Annotated in this window: 18 protein-coding genes; 4 read left to right on the top strand and 14 right to left on the bottom strand. The window is 44.6% G+C overall.

Features of this window, described 5'->3' with window-relative positions; all coding sequences use genetic code 11:
* The first annotated feature begins 9 nt into the window (after nt 1–9).
* Nucleotides 10–2,136, top strand: coding sequence for a T9SS type A sorting domain-containing protein (locus tag MYF79_RS01590; protein ID WP_247812245.1), 2,127 nt, complete (start codon nt 10–12; stop codon nt 2,134–2,136).
* A gap of 67 nt (nt 2,137–2,203) precedes the next feature.
* Here the strand turns inward: MYF79_RS01590 and MYF79_RS01585 are convergent, their stop codons facing one another.
* The gene (locus MYF79_RS01585; RefSeq protein WP_247812244.1) at nt 2,204–3,109 is read right to left on the bottom strand and encodes a hypothetical protein; all 906 of its coding nucleotides are present in this window, start codon (nt 3,107–3,109) and stop codon (nt 2,204–2,206) included.
* 193 nt (nt 3,110–3,302) lie between these two features.
* On the opposite strand from MYF79_RS01585, the gene MYF79_RS01580 reads away from it, so the two are divergent.
* The gene (locus MYF79_RS01580) at nt 3,303–4,721 is read left to right on the top strand and encodes a hypothetical protein (protein WP_247812243.1); all 1,419 of its coding nucleotides are present in this window, start codon (nt 3,303–3,305) and stop codon (nt 4,719–4,721) included.
* Here the strand turns inward: MYF79_RS01580 and MYF79_RS01575 are convergent.
* The 7 genes from MYF79_RS01575 to MYF79_RS01545 form a co-directional block, all read right to left on the bottom strand.
* Nucleotides 4,683–5,450 (bottom strand): ABC transporter permease subunit, encoded by a 768-nt coding sequence (locus MYF79_RS01575; RefSeq protein ID WP_247812242.1) that lies wholly within the window; start codon nt 5,448–5,450, stop codon nt 4,683–4,685. The two genes, MYF79_RS01580 and MYF79_RS01575, sit on opposite strands and share 39 nt — an antisense overlap.
* Nucleotides 5,447–6,178 (bottom strand): ABC transporter ATP-binding protein, encoded by a 732-nt coding sequence (locus MYF79_RS01570; protein ID WP_247812241.1) that lies wholly within the window; start codon nt 6,176–6,178, stop codon nt 5,447–5,449. The genes MYF79_RS01575 and MYF79_RS01570 overlap by 4 nt, the downstream gene beginning before the upstream one ends.
* On the bottom strand, nt 6,175–7,407 hold the full coding sequence (nosD, locus tag MYF79_RS01565) for a nitrous oxide reductase family maturation protein NosD (RefSeq protein WP_247812240.1): 1,233 nt from the start codon (nt 7,405–7,407) through the stop codon (nt 6,175–6,177). Before nosD ends, MYF79_RS01570 begins: the two co-directional genes overlap by 4 nt.
* Before the next feature lie 5 nt (nt 7,408–7,412).
* Entirely contained in the window at nt 7,413–7,841 is a 429-nt protein-coding gene (locus tag MYF79_RS01560; RefSeq protein ID WP_247812239.1) for a nitrous oxide reductase accessory protein NosL, read from the bottom strand.
* Nucleotides 7,838–8,416 carry a hypothetical protein gene (locus MYF79_RS01555; RefSeq protein ID WP_247812238.1) on the bottom strand — a complete coding sequence of 193 codons (579 nt, stop codon included), beginning with the start codon at nt 8,414–8,416 and terminating at the stop codon, nt 7,838–7,840. Before MYF79_RS01555 ends, MYF79_RS01560 begins: the two co-directional genes overlap by 4 nt.
* Before the next feature lie 57 nt (nt 8,417–8,473).
* Nucleotides 8,474–10,390 (bottom strand): Sec-dependent nitrous-oxide reductase, encoded by a 1,917-nt coding sequence (gene nosZ / locus MYF79_RS01550; protein WP_247812237.1) that lies wholly within the window; start codon nt 10,388–10,390, stop codon nt 8,474–8,476.
* A 97-nt stretch (nt 10,391–10,487) separates the two neighbouring features.
* On the bottom strand, nt 10,488–10,979 hold the full coding sequence (locus MYF79_RS01545; protein WP_247812236.1) for a c-type cytochrome: 492 nt from the start codon (nt 10,977–10,979) through the stop codon (nt 10,488–10,490).
* A 366-nt stretch (nt 10,980–11,345) separates the two neighbouring features.
* On the opposite strand from MYF79_RS01545, the gene MYF79_RS01540 reads away from it, so the two are divergent.
* Both MYF79_RS01540 and MYF79_RS01535 read left to right on the top strand, forming a co-directional pair.
* Entirely contained in the window at nt 11,346–11,714 is a 369-nt protein-coding gene (locus tag MYF79_RS01540) for a hypothetical protein (protein WP_247812235.1), read from the top strand.
* Nucleotides 11,715–11,728: 14 nt separating this feature from the next.
* Nucleotides 11,729–12,811 (top strand): serine hydrolase domain-containing protein, encoded by a 1,083-nt coding sequence (locus MYF79_RS01535; RefSeq protein ID WP_247812234.1) that lies wholly within the window; start codon nt 11,729–11,731, stop codon nt 12,809–12,811.
* Between the two features lie 125 nt (nt 12,812–12,936).
* On the opposite strand, the gene MYF79_RS01530 is transcribed toward MYF79_RS01535, so the two are convergent.
* The 6 genes from MYF79_RS01530 to MYF79_RS01505 form a co-directional block, all read right to left on the bottom strand.
* Complete coding sequence (locus tag MYF79_RS01530) at nt 12,937–13,656, bottom strand: AAA family ATPase (protein ID WP_247812233.1); 720 nt, start codon at nt 13,654–13,656, stop codon at nt 12,937–12,939.
* 189 nt (nt 13,657–13,845) lie between these two features.
* A complete protein-coding gene (locus MYF79_RS01525) occupies nt 13,846–14,781 on the bottom strand; it encodes a pentapeptide repeat-containing protein (RefSeq protein WP_247812232.1) in 936 nt (311 codons plus the stop codon).
* A 338-nt stretch (nt 14,782–15,119) separates the two neighbouring features.
* Complete coding sequence (locus tag MYF79_RS01520) at nt 15,120–15,995, bottom strand: zf-HC2 domain-containing protein (protein WP_247812231.1); 876 nt, start codon at nt 15,993–15,995, stop codon at nt 15,120–15,122.
* Nucleotides 15,934–16,677 (bottom strand): hypothetical protein, encoded by a 744-nt coding sequence (locus MYF79_RS01515; protein ID WP_247812230.1) that lies wholly within the window; start codon nt 16,675–16,677, stop codon nt 15,934–15,936. The genes MYF79_RS01520 and MYF79_RS01515 overlap by 62 nt, the downstream gene beginning before the upstream one ends.
* A 436-nt stretch (nt 16,678–17,113) precedes the next feature.
* Nucleotides 17,114–17,536 carry a response regulator gene (locus tag MYF79_RS01510; protein ID WP_247812229.1) on the bottom strand — a complete coding sequence of 141 codons (423 nt, stop codon included), beginning with the start codon at nt 17,534–17,536 and terminating at the stop codon, nt 17,114–17,116.
* A gap of 140 nt (nt 17,537–17,676) precedes the next feature.
* Nucleotides 17,677–18,558 (bottom strand): MerR family transcriptional regulator, encoded by an 882-nt coding sequence (locus MYF79_RS01505; protein WP_247812228.1) that lies wholly within the window; start codon nt 18,556–18,558, stop codon nt 17,677–17,679.
* Nucleotides 18,559–18,626: the final 68 nt, after the last annotated feature.

Genomic DNA, 18,626 nt, shown 5'->3' with positions numbered 1-18,626 from the left:
TCCACTTGTATGCGGAAAATATTGTTACAAATCCTATTGATCGCAGCTCCGTGCTGCAGCCCTTTATTTTTATCAGCCCAGGTGGCGCCTGCCGCCCAATCTGTTACAGGCAAGGTGATCTGCGGGTACCAGGCCTGGTTTAACGCCTTCGGAGATGGCTCGCCGGTGGCCCGCTGGCGGCATTGGTCGGCCGGACAGTACCAGACCAACAATGGCTCACCTGCTCCCGGAGCTGTTACTTTTGAGGCCTATCCCGATGTTACGGAATACGCCGCCGGCCAGCTGTTCCAGACAGCGCTAGGCAACCTGAACAACGGGCAGCCTTCGAAGTTGTTCTCGTCCTGGTTTCCGGACGTGATAGACCGCCATTTCAAATGGATGCAGGACAATGGCATTGATGGTGCGGCCCTCCAACGTTTCCTGGGGGAGACCCGCGATGGCGTATTCAGAACTAACCGCGACAGCGTCACTACCCGTCTGCGTCGTGCGGCTGAGAAATATCAGCGCATCTTTTACATCATGTACGATATGAGCGCAGATGATACGGCGTATTTTAAGAGCGACTGGCTACATATAGAGAATGACCTGCAGGTGGTCAACTCACCTTATTATGCGCACCAGAATGGTAAACCAGTGATCTGTATCTGGGGGTTTGGCCTTACCGGCCGTACAAATGCTCCGGGCAACAGCCTGGCTATTATTAACTGGCTGAAAGGGAAAGGGTATTATGTAATCGGGGGCGTACCTACTCACTGGCTTAGCGGTACTGATGATTCTTATGCCGGCTATACTGCAGTATATGATGCGTTCAACATGATCTCTCCATGGTCAGTAGGTCGTTTCAAAGATCTTGCTGGTGCGGACAATTTCAAAAATAACCAGCTTGCGCCCGACCTGGCTTACTGTAATTCACACAACATTGACTATCAGCCTGTGATCTTCTCCGGTTTTGCATGGAGTAACTGGAATGGCGGTCCGGTGAATGAAATTCCCCGTAATAAGGGTGAGTTCTTCTGGCGTCAGCTATATAATATCAAAAACCTGGGAATGAACACGGCTTATATTGCCATGTTTGATGAATATGATGAAGGCACCAACATTATGAAAATGGCCGACAGCTACTTCGCTGTGCCTAACAACCAATATTTCCTGACCAGCAGCGCAGATGGTACCTATATCGGGTCCGACTTTTACCTGCGTCTTGCCGGAAGGGCCACACAAGTGCTGAAGGGCACGCAGCCACTCACCACGAATGTGCCCATTCCATACGCCGTGGCGCCCCTCTGGTTCCGTACCAGCGTGGAATCTGGTTATGATGCTATGCTAAGCTGGACCAACAGCGCCGACCCAAGTTCTGTACCACAGAATGTCAGTGCTCCATTATGTGGCGTGGTAAGCGGCGAAACCAGTCACACCGGCCCTTCATCCATACGTGTAAGCGGTACAGACAATTCTGCCGCCAGCTCCTATTATTACTTCCGGGCATTTGATGTGAACATCCCGGTGAATGCCGCTACCAAACTGAGCTTCTGGACCTATCCTACCAATAACCTGTCCCGTTATGTAACGGTAGACCTGGTCATGACAGACGGTACTACCCTGCGCGACATAGGTGCTACTGACCAGAACGGGACCTCCATGCATCCCGGCGCCGGCCACGGAGTGACAAATAACTGGCGCCGCATCTTCTGTAATATTGGTAACTGGCTGAATGGAAAAACGATTGACCGTATCATGATCGCATATGACCATGGTGTAGAAACCGGTAATTTTAAAACCTATATAGAAGATATTATCATCAGTGATACAATCAGTGTGAACAGTGCGCTGAGGCTGCCAGGCGAAGCAGCGTATGTGCTGCCAACAGTGGTAGATGAAAGCCGGTTATCAGGCTTGTTGCAGGTATATCCGCAGCCTGCCGTTAATACCGCCATCCTGAAGTTCGGAAACGGATGGAAAGGGAGCGGCCTGGTGACAATCCTCAATGTGAACGGAGTGGCTGCCGGCCAGCGGATGATCAATATCGAAAGGGGCCAGGCGAGTTTACCGGTAGATGATCTGCATTCAGGATTATATTTCCTGAAGGTGGAACAGCAGGGAAACAGTGTAACGCAGAAATTAGTGGTAGCTCACTGATAAGCTTCTACTGCGTATCCAGATAAACAGAAGGTGTATCAGACCCCTTGATACACCTTCTGTTATCTTAAAAACGCGTTAACGTCATGCCATATTGATCAAGCAAAGGACCAAGATCATTGTTCCTGGACAGACCAAACCCGGTAGCGGCGACATCTTCGGAAAAGAACCACCAACTGAATATGTATAATGTATATGGCCCCAGTTTGTCGGCCAGGACACGTTTCAGATTATCGAATAGTACCGTTTGAGGAACCGGTACTCCTACTTCAGTGTTTTCAATACGTTGCATTACCTTATCGCCGGTATCAAAAACGACTGACTTTATTCCTCCTGATTCACAGTATAAAGTATGCCCTCCTTCATCAAAGAACTTTATATCGTCAAATATGCTGAACAGACTATTTAATCGTTTGGCGATGAAATCCAGATAGCTATCAATAAAAGTATACCTTTCAAAAAGGTGGCTATATAAATGATCCGTTGCCCTGGTAGTCAGCAGGCTGTCGGTTGCGTGAAAGTGAGCGGCCAGCTCAGCATAACGCTCATCGCCGAATATGTCAGTATACTTCGACGCAATTTTTTTAAAGTTGAATACTTCCGGGGAGCTGTCTACGAAGGAAGTTACACAGTATACGCTATCATCTTCAATGATTCCCCTGGTTTTTTTAAAGCCAATGAAACAATAAAAATAACTGTACAGACTTTCTACAGCAATAGGAACATAGTCACGTATAAGGGGCCGTTCCTCAATAAATTTGCGTACGGTCTCCAGTTCATTGCTGAGTGTAATGCCAGGTTCCTTCCTGGTATTCAGGGCTGTAATGGCAGCCTCATTCAGTATGTAGAATTCCCCGAAATTGTATGCCCTTAATTTACACAGCCTGGTTTCCAACAATCCTTCCCAGGATTCGGTAAAGGACTTAGGAAGCGTTGTATTAAAGACCTTTTCAATCATTTTAAGAGATGTCATAGGGAAGGGAGTGTTTAAATATGGCTACAAAATAATGAAGGCCGGGCTTAACTTCAAATTTTGGAAAACAGAACAGGGCCGCTGTTGAGCGATATTGGAAGGTGGTGGATATATACTAAACCGGAAGTCAGAAAGGAGAGCCGCAGTTAGACTTACGCAAAGCAAATGAAAGTACGGATAAAAAAGGATAAATTTGTCTTTTATTGACAACTTTACTACTTTTGATATTGCTATGGAATCAAGGAAGTCAGGAACGAGCAATGAGCAGCTGGCGCCGTTATCCGCGGGCCGGGAAACCAATTGGTGGTGGCGGATAACAAGTGGCCTTCACCGGCGAGTAGCAAATATTTCCCTGTCATCCTGGATACAAATAGCTTTGGCAAATCTGGCAGTGGTTGCTCTATTGGGATTGATATTGCGCAGTAAGATCCTTTTCAATATTCCCATCCTCGATTTCAAATACCTGCTGCATGCCCACTCGCATTTTGCCTTTGGAGGCTGGATTACGGTGGCTCTGCTGTCGTTGATGGCATATGTCATTTTACCTCCTGAACGGGCGGGAAAAGCGGTATACAGATGGATGCTGGCTGCAATTCTGATCAACTCCTATGGCATGCTGTTCACTTTCCCATTTCAGGGATATGGCTTCTACAGCATTTTATTTTCGACGCTATTTATTTTTTCTTCTTATGCATTTACGGCGGTTTTTATTAAAGATATCCGGAAGTCCGCCCTAAGCAGCGCTGTGAAGGTACTTGCTATCAGCGCTGTTATATATATGTCCCTTTCTTCGGCAGGGGCTTTTACCCTGGCATTCCTGATGGCTACAAAATCGCAGCAAACCTATTTGTACAGGGATGCAATATATAGTTACCTGCACCTGCAATACTGTGGTTTCTTTTCTTTGTCTGTCTTCGCGCTGATGTTACACCAGCTCAGGATAGAGAACAGGTATACAAAGTGGTTTACATGGTCTTTGACTTCCTCTGTGTTGCCTGCTATGTTTCTTTGTTATCTCTGGCATGATGTCAGCCATCTCTTTCAAATAATTGCTTTTGCAGGGAGTATTTTGCTGGTAGTTACACTCACCTGTTTCCTGTTTATGTTTCCCGGTTTAATGTCAGGTATACGGTCCATGAAGCCACTTACTAAAAAGATTGGCGGGATTGCAATGCTCGCTTTTATATGCAAAATGCTCTTTCAGGCGCTGACCATTATACCCTCACTTGGTATGCTCGCCTTTTCAAACCGGCCAGTAGTGATAGGTTTCTTACACCTCGTATTACTGGGCTTTGTTTCATTGTTCATCCTTGCCTATTGCATAGAGAAGGGGTTGTTCCGGTACAGTATACCAGGCGGAATTGCATTATGGACATTTGTAACAGGCATTGTCCTGAACGAACTGGTACTTTTTTCCCAGGGGCTTGGATATATGCTGATGATGAGTAGTTCAATACTGAACTGGCTTTTGCTGATCGCTGCCGTTTGCCTGTTCCTGGGAGCCTTGTTGATGGCCGTTCAGAACAGGCGGAACCTGTATCAGCGTATCCCTGTCATTGACAGGGATGGTCGCTTAAAGATCCTTCCTGTTAAATATCCTGACAGAAAGTAATAAGGGGACTATTATCCACAATAAGATACAGGCAATAGAGAAAATGCTGCCGGTGGCTGAGCCCAGGAACTTCTTAAACAGTGCGCCGGAATACCCCATCAGTACCGCCACATCCAAATGTAGCAACATCAGTACCCTTCCAAGATCAATAGGATTGAATGCAATAATACCTACCACCGCCTCGTCTATAGGATAATCGCTGAATGAATATATAAATGCCAGCAGAAACCCGTCAAACAGCAGTGTAAAAAATAATGCGGTAGCAATGGCTATACCGATACCTTTTGTTTTGTCTCTGCATTTTACAAAGATCAGGAGGGCCAGGGAAGAAAATACGCAGGTGAGCAGGATGCCAACCAGTGTAAGGATGAATGATTCAATACCGGATACAAGCAATAACAGCGGAATGCCAATTCCTACAGCGTAGGCCGCAGATAAAGATAATGTGAGGGCTGAATATTCTGCCAGAATAACCTTCTTCCGCTTGATGGGTTGGGATAGTAGTAGTTCTGTGAATTCTATTGCGTTGAAAAAGTAAATGGTAGAGAACAGGATGGTAATAAGCGGTACGAACAGCAGGGTGATATTCAGCAGGCTTAATAGTCCCTTGGTTGGATTATCGTCAATACCTAACACGCTCACTGCAAGTACGGCTAAGATGATCGTATAAAATAGTATCACCTTATTCCGCATCAGATCGAGCAGCACATATTTAATAATTGTCTTCATCTTTGTATGGTTTTAGCAACGCGTGATTCATTCTTCATGATATGCGCAATGACCCTGTTTAGTTTTTCTTCGCCTGTCACTTCCTGAAGCTCTTCGATGGTTCTGTAAAAAAGGAGCTCGCCATCCTGCAGATAGATAATATGGCTGGCTATTCCTTCCAGATCACTCAGTACATGTGATGTGATCAGTATGAGCTTGCCTGCCTCCCGCTCCTTCAGGATCTTTTCCTTTAGCAGCTCACTTGAAACCGGGTCAAGGCCAGCTGTGGGTTCGTCAAGAATGTATACATTGGGAGAAAAAAGGAAGGCAAGTGATGCGCTCACTTTCTGTCTTGTTCCACCTGACAGACTACGCATCGTCTTGTTGCCGAGTTTATTCAACTGGAACCCATAGATCAGTTCTTCATCATATTGCTGCATGTCTTTCCTCATTTCCCTGATCAGGGCAAATACCTGGTCTATGGTCATATTGTCAGGATAATGCCCGATCTGCGGCATATATCCGATCTGTGAGCGGTAGGACCAGTCGCTTTTCACCGACTGGCCATCAATGGTGATATTGCCTTTCTCGGGAATTACAAGGCCGAGAATGGATTTTATCAGGGTCGTTTTACCAGATCCGTTCGGCCCAAGCAGGGAAATGGCCTGCCCCTGGCGCATATGAACATTGATATCTTTCAATGCAGCAAATTTGCCGAAGGATTTGGTGAGATGTTCTATCTTAATCATAGTTTCCACTTTTTCATTCTTGGAGTATCATCTTTGAGCTGGTCTGGTATAATGCTTGGCATTACTTTTTCAACCTGGTCCATGATGCCTGTCAGGAAACTCCTGTACAGGATCATTGCTGTTGGTACACGTTCGGAAACAACCGAATAGACGCTTACAGGATAGTAGGGAACATCGCCGATCCCATCTTTATCGAGGTCATAACCATCATATTTGTCCCAGAAGTTTTCACTAAAGTGATTCAACATGGTAGTGCCGTTCGTGGCAACATCAAAAGAGTTGCCCATGAAATTATTCTTCGTAAAATCACTTCCCGAGCAACTTGCCATCACTTTAATGCCCCAGCCGTTTTCACTGAACTGGTTTTCGCTCACAGCAATTTTGGTCGTGCTTTCCATATAGAGGCCGACAGTATTCTTTAGGAACTGGTTATGATTGATCTTACTATCTGAAATTTCTTTTAATAGAATGGCATAAGCGGCGTCACCCCAGTTGTGCAGGAAGATATTGCCGGTCATCGTTACTCCCCTGGAATACATAACCGCCACACCTGAGCCATTGTCGGAAAAGCGGTTACTGGTATAGGTATCATTATGAGAGAACATGAAATGTAGTCCATAACGGACATTGTTGTGCGAGACATTCGCTGTGATAACGGAAGAGGTAACGAATTCAAAGTAGATACCATCACGATGTCCGGAAATGTCATTGCCTGCAATCTGCAGGTCATGGCATTTCCAGGCATGGATACCGTTACCACTGTTCAGTTCATCTACTGAGCTGGCCTGGATGGTATTGTGCTGTACAGTAGTGAAACCGGCATTTTGTAGATAGATGCCATATGTATTATTGAAGGCCCTGTTACTACGAACAACAACGTGATTGGCATTCTGCACTCTTATGGCCGCCATGTCTGTCATGCTGGAACGGCCTGTGTTCTGTACCTGGATGCCTTGTAGTATGACCGAATCGGCCGTAATAAAGATGATCTGGGATTTATGTTCCCCGTCAACTATAGGATAGCCTATACCAATGATCACGAGCTTTTTATTGATAAGAATGTCGTGTTCTTTATATAAGCCTGGCTGCAGTAAAAGTGTATCATTCTGTTTAGCAGCATCAATAGCTTTTTGAAAACTATTCCTGCCGGGGTATACTTTTACGGATTTTGCCCGGATTACTCCGGGCAGGAATATAAGTAGTAATATGATCAGCTTGTAAGGCGACATGATGGTTATTTTAGATCGTGCCATGCCGTTTTCTCGGCGTGTTCCACTGATTGTTGAATGTCAGCCGCTGCTTCCGCTGTTTCAACGGCAACGAGCCCCCCGCTCATCGGAGTTCTGAATGCATCTGCTTTTAGAAGGATCGCTTTTTTGGCGTCAATGAATTTGCCCGGATCGTTAAATGCGGCGACAAAAATCAGCAGCTCATTTTCCTGCAATGACTGCTCGCTGGTGAACTTTCTCATGCAGATCAGGTCATCAAATTTGTATGCTTTCCCCTTTTTATCTACGATTTCACAGGCAAATTTTTTGTCCATGATAACCATTTTGCAGTGGGCACAGGATTCTTTTCCGTAGTCGATCGGCTGAAAGCTGCGTTTGCAGGAGGCAAAGAACAGCATTGAGAAGATTGTAGCGAGAAAGAATAATTTGTTCATGGTCGTGTGTTTTTTTTCCATTCATAATAACTGCCTGCTACGAGCAGGACACCGGCAAAAATGAAACACCATCCGCCGATATGTGGTTGAGACAGCGCCTCGAAGTTCAACATCTTCTTATACCCCAAAAGTGGCGGTTGGTACACCATGCCGGGCACCTTTATGGGAGCATCCGGATTCAGGTTGTGCCCGTAGTCGTATTCCCATTTGTAAAAGTCATAGAATGATACCAACCCCAGCACCAGGAAGATAGCGGTCCAAAGGTAGTAGCTGACTTTCCGGTTGAGCAGTAGTACTGCTACTCCGAGCCCCATGAAAGACAGTATGGCTACCGGCAGATAGACGAATTCCCGGAAGTCGGCTTTGTGAATGGTCTTCATTCCGATATAGTGGTTCAGGCCATTAATGATATCCACATCGCCGGTAATATTATTGATCCAGATCTTCATTGAGAGACCTCCGGGGTATTGTGGCGCCCGCAGGTCGATCTGCCACATAGGGAATATCCATAGGGAAGCGAGAAAGATAATGACCAGGATGATACTTGCTTTCCCGAATGTGGTTAATTTTTTCATGCTTCAAAAGATAGCAATGGCAGTACCAGGGGTACTGCCATTAGTAAAGGAACAGGTTTATTTCTGTGCGGTAAGAACAGCTGCTGTATCTGTGGCATTCGTACCATATTTCAGCGGTACATTGCTGCCTTTGGCAGAAACTCTCAGGTAACCCTGCATTTCCTGATGCAGCGCAGAACAGAAGTCGGTACAATAAAATGGATAGATGCCTTGTTTATCAGGAACAAATTTCAGTGTAGAAGTCTCGCCCGGCATAATCAGTAACTCGGCATTGGCATTATTCTTAATAGCAAAGCCATGCGGAACATCCCAATCCTGTTCGAGATTGGTTACATGGAAGTAGATCTCATCACCAACAAAGACTCCTTCGATATTGTCCGGAGTCAGGTGGGACCTGATAGCTGTCATATAGATATCGACCCTGTTGCCCTGGCGGATAACCTTTGCATTCTTTTCACCCAATGATATGAACGGATGCTTGTTCTGCATGATGTCGTAGAACTTCGCACTCTTGTCTTTTATTTTCTGGGCAGGCAGTGCCTGTGCATAGTGTGGTTCGCCAAAGGTTGGGAAGTCAAGCAGCAGCTTTAATTTATCGCCTTCAATGGAATAGAGCTGTGCAGACTGTGCCAGTTCCGGACCTGTTGGCAGGAAGCGGTCTTTAGTGATCTTGTTGTAAGCAACGAGGTATTTACCATAAGGTTTTTTGGTATCACCACCCGGTACCATCAGGTGACCCACAGAGTAAAAGGTAGGTGATCTGTCAATCACTTTAAGGTCTTTAATATTCCATTTAACCACTTCAGATGAAATGAAGAAGGAGGTATATGCATTACCTTCTGCATCAAACTCTGTGTGTAAAGGGCCTAAGCCTGGTTTTTTCACTTCACCGTAGAGCGCTTCCTCATATTTCACTACAGGAATGCCGTAGTAGTCGCCTTCAAATTTCTTATTCTGAATGGCAGACTGGAGTTTGTTGAAGGAGAATACAGGGATCAATGCAGCCAGTTTACCGCTACCTACGATGTATTCGCCTGTAGGATCTATGTCGCATCCATGTGGAGACTTAGGGCAGGGTATCATATATAGCATGTCAGGACAATCTTTGGGATCAAGCACCAGCACCTCTTTCTGCAATGCGGAAGTAGTGTTTTGTGTGTGCTCGTCAAAGGTGTTGTGTATGTATCCTGCAGGTACTTTTTTACCTTTCCCGGCATTGGCATATTCTTCTGCTTTTTTCCAGTTCACCGCTACGATGAAGTCCTTATCTTTTTGTGAAGCATTCACTTCCAGCAATGTGTTTGCCTGTTCGGTGTTATAGGTAGAGAAGAAGAACCAGTCGTGAGACGGGCCTTTACCTGCATGACTCAGGTCAAGGTTCATACCTGGCAGCATGATCTGGAAGGCGATATCCATGTTGCCGGTATTTTTATCTACACGTACGAAGGTGGCGGTACTTTTGAAGTTCTGTTTAAATGAATTGATAGGAACATCTTCGTTGCCCATAGGTACGGCAAAACGGGTACCGGCCACTACATATTCTGTATTTTCAGTGATGAAAGGAGAAGAGTGGTTACCTGCGCTGTTAGGGATTTCGAGGATCTCCATTGTTTTAAAGGTGGATAGATCGATACGGGCAATGCGGGGAGTATTGTTAGCATTCGCGAACAGCCAGCGGCCATCATGTTCACCGTTTGTCTGCGACAGCTCCAGGTGATGCTGATCATCCCAGGGAACATAACCGGCAGTTGTTTTCAACATTTCTTTGGTTTCCTCACTATATCCATACCCGTTCTCCGGGTTCAGCGAAAATACGGGGATCACTTTAAGTAATCTTCCGGAAGGAAGGCCATACACCGATACCTGACCGTTAAAACCGCCGGAGACGAAGTTGTAAAACTCATCATACTTGCCGGGCGCTACATATACTTTGGAAGCAGCATCGCCACTTACGGCAGATTCCGTATTCTTCATTTTACAACTTTGCATACCGCCTAAAACGGCACAGCAAATCACGAGAAAAGAAAGCCTTTTCATAAAATTTATTTATATAATTGGAAAGAGGATTCAATTAGTTCTTACCATCTGTTTTGCGCATGAATTCAAGGATGGCACGCGCATCTTCATCTTTTAAGTTCTGGTTTGGCATTCTGACCATGCAGACTTCCAGCATGGCCTGCGCTTCGGCGTCTTTGTTTAACATTTCATCGGTATTGGTGATGAAATTCATGATCCATTCGGGTGTTCTCCGGTCAGTAACTCCTTTCCAGCCGGGACCTACCAGTTTCTCATTGGTAGTCTTGTGGCAGGAGGCACATTTGACATCGTAGGTCTGCTGGCCTGCAGCGATCATCTTTTCATCCAGGGGATGTGTTAATTGAACATTCGTAAATTTTCCAACGCCTTTTGGATCTCCCGCGGGTGCCGGAGATGGAGCAGGAGCTGGCTCCGCCGGGGAAGTTTGAGCCGTTTCATCTGAAGACGATTTTTGTTCCGAGGTCCCGCAGCTAAAGAGCGCCACGACCATTGCACAACAGGCAATACAGAAAAGTTTTAGTTTCATAAAGGAAAGATTTTTGGTGAACTTCACTCTACAAAAGTCGGGGTGGTTATGTTGTTTATATATGATGTGGATCAATGTATCTTGTGAATATTGTCATCATTGTTGCCTATTAAGTATGATTATGATCATATAAATAGACGCGTTTCACCCGATTTTTGTTCTGTGTTAACCCGTTATATGGATAATGTTTGCTATATCTGATGGCTTAGGCTACATTTAAGGGGCGGTGAACAAATGATGAGACAACTATATTTCACCCCTGCAATATGACGTTTCGGGGTGCAATTTGTTCGTTTAACCGGTTCAATGCTAACAAACGCTTATTTGATACGTCTTATCATCAGAATTATTAAAACCAACAATGTCATGAACAGAAAAATTTTCATATTCATCCTAATGATGAGTATCGGCTTTACATTAAAAGCACAGTCGCGTCTTACCGAAGAACAAAAGGAGGCCTTGAAGGAACGATTCCAGGAATATAAATCGAAGCTGAATTTATCGGCAGACCAGGCGCAAAAAGTAAGGGCAATAGATTCCAGTTACCTGATAGGTCTTGCAAACGTGAAAAGGTCCTCTTCTGGTAAATTGGCTAAGCTTAAACAATTCAAATCCCTGAATTCCGAGAAGGACAGGCAAATGGAGGCCGTGCTGAATGATGAACAGTTCAGCCAGTATGAAAAATTTAAAGAAGAGATGCGGCAGGAATTAAAGGAAAACCGACGTAACAATTAAATAGCTGAGCAACCATGAAAAGGTTTTTTTTACTTACAATGTTGACTGTAATTGTATTACTGGCTTGTAGTGCTGATGATACGGCCCGGCCGCCCGCTTCCGGCGGCAAATACGATTTTTCGGCTGTTGACCGCTATATTGAGGATAACCTGGGTGTGTATAACAATCATATAGTTGTGCTTATTTCGCGGAATGGAGAACTGATCTATCATAAGGAAATCAACATGACTGCCAATACTAATTTCCCCATAGCTTCTGCCTCCAAGTGGTTGTCGGCCGCTGTGATCATGTCCCTGGTGGATGACAGGAAATTGGTGTTGGACGATAGCGTCGGCCGGTTTTTACCGGTTTTCTCACAATATGGCAAAGGAGGTATCACCATCAGGCAGTTGTTTTCTCACACTGCGGGTTTTGCAGGAGATGAGAATGCCACTAATCTGCGCAATAAATATGAATACAGACGTAATTTGACCCTTGCCCAGGCGGTGGATTCTATTGCTGTTTATACACCACTGGCGAATACTCCGGGTGCGGCCTTCAGCTATGGTAGTACCAGCATGCAGATAGCCGGGAGGATCGCTGAAATTGTTTCAGGTAAATCCTGGCAGGTGCTGTTTAATGAAAAGATCGGGAAACCTTGTGAGATGAACGCAGTATACTCGACGACGAATATATTGAACCCTTTAATTGCCGGCGGAGTACATACGACAGCGAATGATTACCTGAATTTCCTGGAAATGTTGGAGAATAAGGGGCGTTTTAATGGCAGGCAGGTGTTAAGCACGCAGGCCATTGATCAGATGATGAAAGATCAGACGAACAATGCAGTTATCCGGAGTACGCCCTATCCTGCAAATCCGTTTGCAACTTATCCTTTGAGCGTCGTAAGATATGGAATAGGTAACTGGCTTGATGTTGTTGACGCCAGCGGTCATGTACAGGAAAGCAGCAGCCCGGGGTTGTTTGGTACGCATCCCTGGCAGGATACCAGGCATCATCTTGTTGGAATTATCTTCACACGGACCTCGGGTAAGAAAAGTAACCAGGTCAGTCTCAGGATCAGGCAGATGGTGAGAGATATTGTAGATAAAGGCTAAATAGTTGCAGGCAAATTGTTCCTGCACAAAGTTTTTGGACCGCAGGACTTACATGCCATGCCCCGGTCGCAGGCAGGCTCGCGACCGGGGCATGAAAATATCGGAAGCTTCCGGCAAGTAATGTATTATGCAGGCATGTTTAATTTATTCTCCAGGTTCGCCAGCAGTGTTGCTTTTATCTGTGTGTATGCGTCATCTTTCGCTTCTGCGTAGGATATATTATACCGGCGTTTAATATTCTGCATATCATGCGGGAATTTATTTAACAGCCTGTCATAATATTTATCCAGTTCCGTTTCGCCAGGCATATCGAACGTTATTTGCAGTTGAAATCGTCTTAGCAGTGCTTTGTCTATAATGTGTGCATGGTTAGTGGCTGCGACCAGCAAAGCTTTTTCAGGGAAATAATCGATAAGCTGTATAAGGGTGTTCACCAATCGCCGCATTTCACCAACGTCTTTGTCGTCATTGCCACGCGCTTTAGCGACCTGGTCAAATTCGTCCAGGAACAATACAGCTCTTTCCCTGATCGCTTTGTCGAAAACCTGTTTGATGTTCTGTGAGGTTTCTCCGATGCGGGCAGACACAATACTACTCAGATCCAATATCAGTAATGTTCTGTTTAATGCTTTTGCAATTGCCTTGGCCGTTGTTGTTTTACCACAACCGGAACTACCATGTAGTAATAATTTATTATTTACAGGAAGTCCAAACTTATGCAGTTCTTCTATGTATAAGTGCTCTTTTATAAGCTGCTCAATGCCGGTCCTGTTGTCATGACTTAATAAGACATCGTTGAGTGATACTTGTTCTTTGTCATTTATAATAAAATCTGAAACGTTCATCAACACATTACTTGTTTTATATTAACATTTTGCTATTGTCTTCAACGTTGTGCAAATTTAAGTCTTCCATATGTACAAGCCCAAAAAGGACATTACTGTCCTTTTCAGAAAGGAGATCCACACCTTTCGCAATATGGGATTTCAGGCGTTCAGTCACTTGAAAGGCTTGTTTTCCATATATTTTCCTCGTTATATGATTGTGACCTTTGACAGATCGGCTCCCATGCCCTTGAGTGCAGCAAAGGTCAGTTTATCCATCATCGCACCGTCAAAGCGGATGGTTTTGATGGCCCGGTAGTATTTATTAGTTAAAGCGAATGTGGAGCGGAAGGAGACATTTTTGAGTGTTGCGCCATTAAAGGTGGTATCGTTTAAGGCTGTGTTGTGAAACTTGACACCGGTAAAGGTCTGCCCGTCCAGACATAATGCCCTCAGATCGGAATAATTAAAGTCCACGCCGTTAAAGGCGCAGTTTTCAAAGATGGTGTTTCTAAGATCCGTCTTGACCAGCTTTGCGTCAATCAGTTTTGCATCGGTAAACTTTGCGCGGGTCAACTCGGATGCGCTGAATTCAGTGCGTAGGAGAATGGTCTTGTTGAAGCTGGCGTCGGTAAGGTTAACGGCAGTCAGGGTACAATCTGTCAGATTTGTTCCGTCGAAATTGACTTCATGAGCATCGCTGGCCGCAAATGAACTGCCGCTGATATCGGCACCGGAAAAGTCAGCGCCCTGCAGGGAGCAGCCATTAAATTTCATTTTATGGGCGGTAAGGCCTGCAAAGTCACTCTTAGCCAGGTCGCTCCCGCTGAAGTTGGCGAGTAGCTGTTGTGCCCCTGAGGTGCTGCTTAACTCCTGTTGCGCCTGCTCCCTATCAATAACGGTGGCGGGCATCTTGACAGTCATCTCCTCGTCTGTAGAGTGAAAGTTTTCGGAAAAATAATTAAGATCAAGGCCTGCAATTTCTGCCAGCCGGTTAAATGTAATGATGTCGGGGATTGATTCTCCGCGTTCCCATTTTCCAACTGCCTGTGGACTTACAAACAGCAGTTGAGCGAGTTGTGCCTGGGACATATTTACTTTCTTTCTAGCCTGGGCAATTTTGCCGCCGATTATCCTGGTATCCATTTGTACTGTTTTTGTTTTTGTGATACGGCAAAGATATTCCGGTTCATTCCCACAATCAGCAAAAGCGTAACACCTGTTAGTTGTAATTACGCTACTTGCGGTTGTAATTTGACAACCTACAGTGGTGTGTATTGATATTCAATGCTATTGCTGGTGTGAGAACGGGCTTTGACAAGCGGAGATCTGTAACAACAGGCGGCGGGATCTCGCGAAAAAGGCAATTTTAAGATATACAGTAATGCATTCAGGGACTGAAAACCGGCTGTTATTGAAGGAGTGCATGTACAACTGTATAAGATAAAGAGGGATAGCTTTGCAACTATCCCTTTTAGCGGGGCTTAAACAGACAATTTGTTCAAGGCTAATTGTGCTTTTCTTTTCATACGGCCATTCATATTCACTAATGTTTTAAGTATATGCCGTGCTTTAGCTTTCTGTCGTTTATATTTAAAGCACATGGCAAGCTGATAATGAGCTAATTCTCTATAACGGCTGACTGAATCGGCGGCGAGCTGTGTGAACCGGGTCATTGCTTCATCAAGATTGCCCTGGTGGTAATAAGTCATGGCGGTTTTATAGCGAAACTTATCAGGATCAGGAGTTTCGCCGTCAATGATGCCGGGTTCCGTCTCTGTTTTGCTGGTATCTATAAACACCGCTTTTACGGCTGTTGCTTCGTTGCCCGCAGGCAGAGAAGTGGCGGTATTGATAGCGAGGCTGGCTGAACCGGAAGGCGCATTATTGACTGCTTGCTTAAGATCGGGCGCAGGATTGGTAACAGGGATGCTAAGTTCTCCTGTTTTGGCAACGGTATTTTGTAAGTTTTCTTTTTTTACCTGCTGCCGGATCATGTAAAAGCAGCCAATTACAAGCGCAGTTGCCACAGCGCTCCAGAAGTAAGTCAAAATGCTTTCATTGTTTTGCACTTTCCGCTGGTAACGTTCTGCCTCATACACCGGTGCTATATGAGTACTGTTACGAATATATTGCTGAATCCTTAGCCCCATGGGCTGGTATTGCGTTTTGAATTTAGGCTTTTGGAGAATTTCTACTGCATTACTACAGAGTTCGCAATTTACAAGGTGTTGTTCCAGCAGGTGCTTTTCAACATGTGTTAAACGTCCGTCTACATAACGTGGCAGCTGGTCTTTGTTAAAACAATGAACCCTGCTGAAGATCTTTAATATCTTGTCCTTGTTTTCCAAATTTTGCATATCCTAGATTTAAATCTTGTTCTTGCTCTTGCTCGCCGGATTGGGCATATTCCAGGTTTTCTGCTGGTGTTGTATAACCCGGATGAATGTGCTGCCCATGTTTGGAAGATTTTACATATTCCAGGTTTGCCAATATCAGAGACGCTAATTCCTGTTTGCACCGTTTCAGTGAAATCCGCACATCTTCAATGGTGTATCCTTGTTCTGCCGCTATTTCTGCAAACGTTTTCTGTTCAATGTAAAACTCGTTTAACAGATCCCTGTCGTCTGCATCCAGCCGGTCGAAGGCCGCTTGCATGGTTGAGCTTAGCTGTTGTTTTTGCAGGAGGTTGCTGTTAGCTTTCTCCACTTTATATTCAAGGCGGGTTATATCGCTCGACGCTGACGACGGAAAATAGAATGTGTTCTTTACAGATCTGCTGCCCTGCGACTTTATGAAGAATTGCATCCATTCTCCAATTTTGGGAATAGTCTGTGTTTGAAGGCTATAAAAAAGCCGTTGTAAAAGTGACGGGAAAAATTCATCCGGTGTATTACCGTAACTATTCAGAGATGGTAAGGAAACTGTTGCCAGCAAATGGCTGTATCTCTCAAGTAAAATTCCTGCTGCTTCCTCATCTTTCAGTTTTCTTGCTCTGGCCATGAGCTCATTGTCTGGCAAATTTGCAAGTTGTTGTAGCATAGGTTTAATTAATGTTTACAGATAGAATGCATAGTGGAAATAAAAGCATTGACATTTTAGCCAATAAGCATGCCGTAGGTGCCGGTTATTGGGTTGTGGGTTACCTTGTGTTATGTTAGTAAAATGATAATCAGGATGATGGAATGAGAAGTCCTGATATTACGACGGCAGATCTGAGGAATTTAAATACCAACATGATAATTAGGTAGCAGGCCGTTCACTAATCATTGGGAATCACAGCAGAAGCTTGTTTTTAATTGCAGAGGGGGTAAGTGGATGTAGTACGGATATTATAGCTTAAATGAATAGCAATCAGATGATTGCATGTTTCGGAGGCTAGTTTATAATGGTCTGTCACACATTGGGGAATGAGCGGTTACAATTTGAGGAAGAATTGCAGAGCCCAGGGGCGCGCGGAGAGCTGGTATGTATACCTTTATTGACTATACGTTTGCTTGTCATGGTGATTTAGCTTGTCAACGACAATTGTTTTAATCTTCTTCACAAACGGCGCGAAGTCCTTGTATTTAAAAGGTTTTAAGATGACGGCATCTGCCTGGGACAGCAATCCATTATATATGATCAGTTTTGGATTAATGACGCTTAAGACAATGATCACAATGCCCCGAAGCTGTTCATGGGCCCTGATTTCTTTTATCAGTTCCCAGGATGGTTTTGCAGACAACTTAAAATTCATAATTATTACATCTGGTATATCAGATGAACGGGCGAGAAATTCAACTTTGGGATATTCGTTTAATACGCCAATTATTTCAAAAGAATCATCGGGAAGTAATTCGCTGAGTATAATTAAATCATCTTTATCCTTTTCCAGGATCAATAATTTATATCTAGCCATTCCAATGGATTTTATAACGAGCGAATAAAGCAAATTGTTTAAAATTACAGCGTATGCTGCATTATTTTGTCTAACAAAAATAATAAAAAACTAAACAGTGGAGTAATTTTTTGCCTGGTATACCGCCGGCTTGCATCAGCTTATACTATGTCCATTTTAAGCAGTGAGAGCAGGTCCTTTTTCAGAAGTGCGTTTTTCGGAAGTTTGCCTTGTATATTTTCAGGTACAGGCCCGGTAAAGTAGACGTCAATGCCAGGAGCAGCTTCACATACCAGATGACAGAAGTTCATGAAATCTTCCTGAGGCAGAGGGTTTGTGAGGTGGGTAACAATGAAGGAAAAAGTGCGGGCCGTCATAATACGGTCAAGGCTTTGCTGGGGAACCGACTGCCCCAGGTATATGGTCTTAAATCCTCTGGCCCTTATTACATAATTGTAGAACAGCAGGCCAATCTCATGCAGTTCATTTTCAGGCAGAAACAGCAGGACTGTTCCCAGGGCCGGGTCAGGCGAACGGTTTATCCGTTCTGTAGCGACGATGATCTTGTTTCTGATCAGGTTGGAAATGAAATGTTCCTGGGCAGGGGTAATGGTTCCTATCTGCCACATAATCCCGATACGCCGGAAAAAAGGGAAAATGTACCTGATGATCGCATTTTCAAACCCCTCGCTCATCACGATTTCCAGGAAAGTTTTATTAAACAATGGCTCGTCCAGATCAATGAGGCTTAAAAGCAGGCTTTCGCCGTATATATCCGGTTGATTTACAATAGATAGTGCCGCTATTTTCTGGGCAATCTCCTCATCCGCCATCTGGCTTATAGCGGATATTTTAAATCCGTGTTGCGTTAACATGCTGATATTCAGCAGTTTTTTCAGATCCTCGTTAGTATAATAACGGATATTAGTGTCTGTGCGTCCTGGTTGCACGATCCCATATCTCTTCTCCCAGATTCTGATAGTATGTGCCTTGATCCCGGATAGGTTTTCAAGGTCCTTAATTGAATACATTTCAGATGTCATACAGCCAGTTTGGTTTGCCAAGGTAAGTATTTTAGGCAATTCTGATATGCCTGCTTGTGGTCATGCGT

Origin of the sequence: Chitinophaga filiformis, from assembly GCF_023100805.1 — a bacterium.
In the GTDB taxonomy this organism is placed as follows: Bacteria; Bacteroidota; Bacteroidia; order Chitinophagales; family Chitinophagaceae; genus Chitinophaga; species Chitinophaga filiformis_B.
This window is presented reverse-complemented; position numbering and strand designations above follow the sequence as displayed.

Bases quoted from the DNA above. Each gene is read 5' to 3' on its own strand.
- MYF79_RS01590 (WP_247812245.1), top strand. From the start codon at position 10: ATGCGGAAAATATTGTTACAAATCCTATTGATCGCAGCTCCGTGCTGC.
- MYF79_RS01585 (WP_247812244.1), bottom strand. From the start codon at position 3,109: ATGACATCTCTTAAAATGATTGAAAAGGTCTTTAATACAACGCTTCCT.
- MYF79_RS01575 (WP_247812242.1), bottom strand. From the start codon at position 5,450: ATGAAGACAATTATTAAATATGTGCTGCTCGATCTGATGCGGAATAAG.
- MYF79_RS01570 (WP_247812241.1), bottom strand. From the start codon at position 6,178: ATGATTAAGATAGAACATCTCACCAAATCCTTCGGCAAATTTGCTGCA.
- nosD (WP_247812240.1), bottom strand. From the start codon at position 7,407: ATGTCGCCTTACAAGCTGATCATATTACTACTTATATTCCTGCCCGGA.
- MYF79_RS01560 (WP_247812239.1), bottom strand. From the start codon at position 7,841: ATGAACAAATTATTCTTTCTCGCTACAATCTTCTCAATGCTGTTCTTT.
- MYF79_RS01555 (WP_247812238.1), bottom strand. From the start codon at position 8,416: ATGAAAAAATTAACCACATTCGGGAAAGCAAGTATCATCCTGGTCATT.
- nosZ (WP_247812237.1), bottom strand. From the start codon at position 10,390: ATGAAGAATACGGAATCTGCCGTAAGTGGCGATGCTGCTTCCAAAGTA.
- MYF79_RS01545 (WP_247812236.1), bottom strand. From the start codon at position 10,979: ATGAAACTAAAACTTTTCTGTATTGCCTGTTGTGCAATGGTCGTGGCG.
- MYF79_RS01540 (WP_247812235.1), top strand. From the start codon at position 11,346: ATGAACAGAAAAATTTTCATATTCATCCTAATGATGAGTATCGGCTTT.
- MYF79_RS01535 (WP_247812234.1), top strand. From the start codon at position 11,729: ATGAAAAGGTTTTTTTTACTTACAATGTTGACTGTAATTGTATTACTG.
- MYF79_RS01530 (WP_247812233.1), bottom strand. From the start codon at position 13,656: ATGAACGTTTCAGATTTTATTATAAATGACAAAGAACAAGTATCACTC.
- MYF79_RS01525 (WP_247812232.1), bottom strand. From the start codon at position 14,781: ATGGATACCAGGATAATCGGCGGCAAAATTGCCCAGGCTAGAAAGAAA.
- MYF79_RS01520 (WP_247812231.1), bottom strand. From the start codon at position 15,995: ATGCAAAATTTGGAAAACAAGGACAAGATATTAAAGATCTTCAGCAGG.
- MYF79_RS01515 (WP_247812230.1), bottom strand. From the start codon at position 16,677: ATGCTACAACAACTTGCAAATTTGCCAGACAATGAGCTCATGGCCAGA.
- MYF79_RS01510 (WP_247812229.1), bottom strand. From the start codon at position 17,536: ATGGCTAGATATAAATTATTGATCCTGGAAAAGGATAAAGATGATTTA.
- MYF79_RS01505 (WP_247812228.1), bottom strand. From the start codon at position 18,558: ATGACATCTGAAATGTATTCAATTAAGGACCTTGAAAACCTATCCGGG.